The organism is Burkholderia dolosa (assembly GCF_902499135.1).
Classification (GTDB): Bacteria; Pseudomonadota; Gammaproteobacteria; order Burkholderiales; family Burkholderiaceae; genus Burkholderia; species Burkholderia dolosa.
Window position 1 is genome coordinate 1 of the sequence record NZ_CABVPR010000158.1, and the last position, 683, is coordinate 683.

Consider the following 683-nt stretch of genomic DNA (forward strand, 5'->3'; position numbering starts at 1 on the left):
CGGCCGTTTCGCCGGAAACAGCTCGACGTGCGCGCGCGGCCGCGCCGCACGCTCGGCCTCGCGCGCGAGCGCGGCTTCGCGCTCGGCGACGCCCGGCACCTGCAGCCGCAGCTTCTTCACCATCGCGCGCCCGGTGTGCGGCATGAACGCGACCTTGCGCGGATGCACGCCCTGCAGGTCCTCCGCGGTGATGCGGATGCGCTCGAGCGCGAGATAGCGGCGCACGAAATCCGCGTTGCGGTCGCCGATGTTGATCGTCGTCATCCCGGCCAGCACCGCCGCGCCGCCGAACACCTTCGCCTCGAAGCGCTCGCGCCGCCCGCCCGCCTTGATCAGTTCGTTGATCAGCACTTCCATTGCATATGCGCCGTAGCGCATCGACTCCGACGCGGCCGCGCCCGGATCGGCGCCGTCGTCGGGCAGCATGAAGTGGTTCATCCCGCCGATGCCCGCGAACGGATCGTGCAGGCATGCGGCGACGCACGAGCCGAGCACGGTCATCAGCACCATGTCCTCGGACGTCGTGTAGAACTCGTTCGGCAGCAGCTTCACGCCGGGGCGTTCGAAGTGGTTGTCGAAGTAGCGGTTGGCCGCGATCGGCAGGGCGCTCATCCGCGGTCTCCGTAGGCGGGCACGGCCCGCGCGGGCGCGCGCGGCGACGCGGCCGCGGCGGGCGCAGGCGC

1 protein-coding gene is annotated in these 683 nt (G+C 71.6%); it reads right to left on the minus strand.

Translation table 11 applies throughout. From position 1 onward, the window contains the following. Positions 1–612: chemoreceptor glutamine deamidase CheD (gene cheD / locus BUB20358_RS28005; RefSeq protein WP_174905193.1), on the minus strand; the 612-nt coding region annotated here is incomplete at its 3' end. Positions 613–683 lie beyond the last annotated feature (71 nt).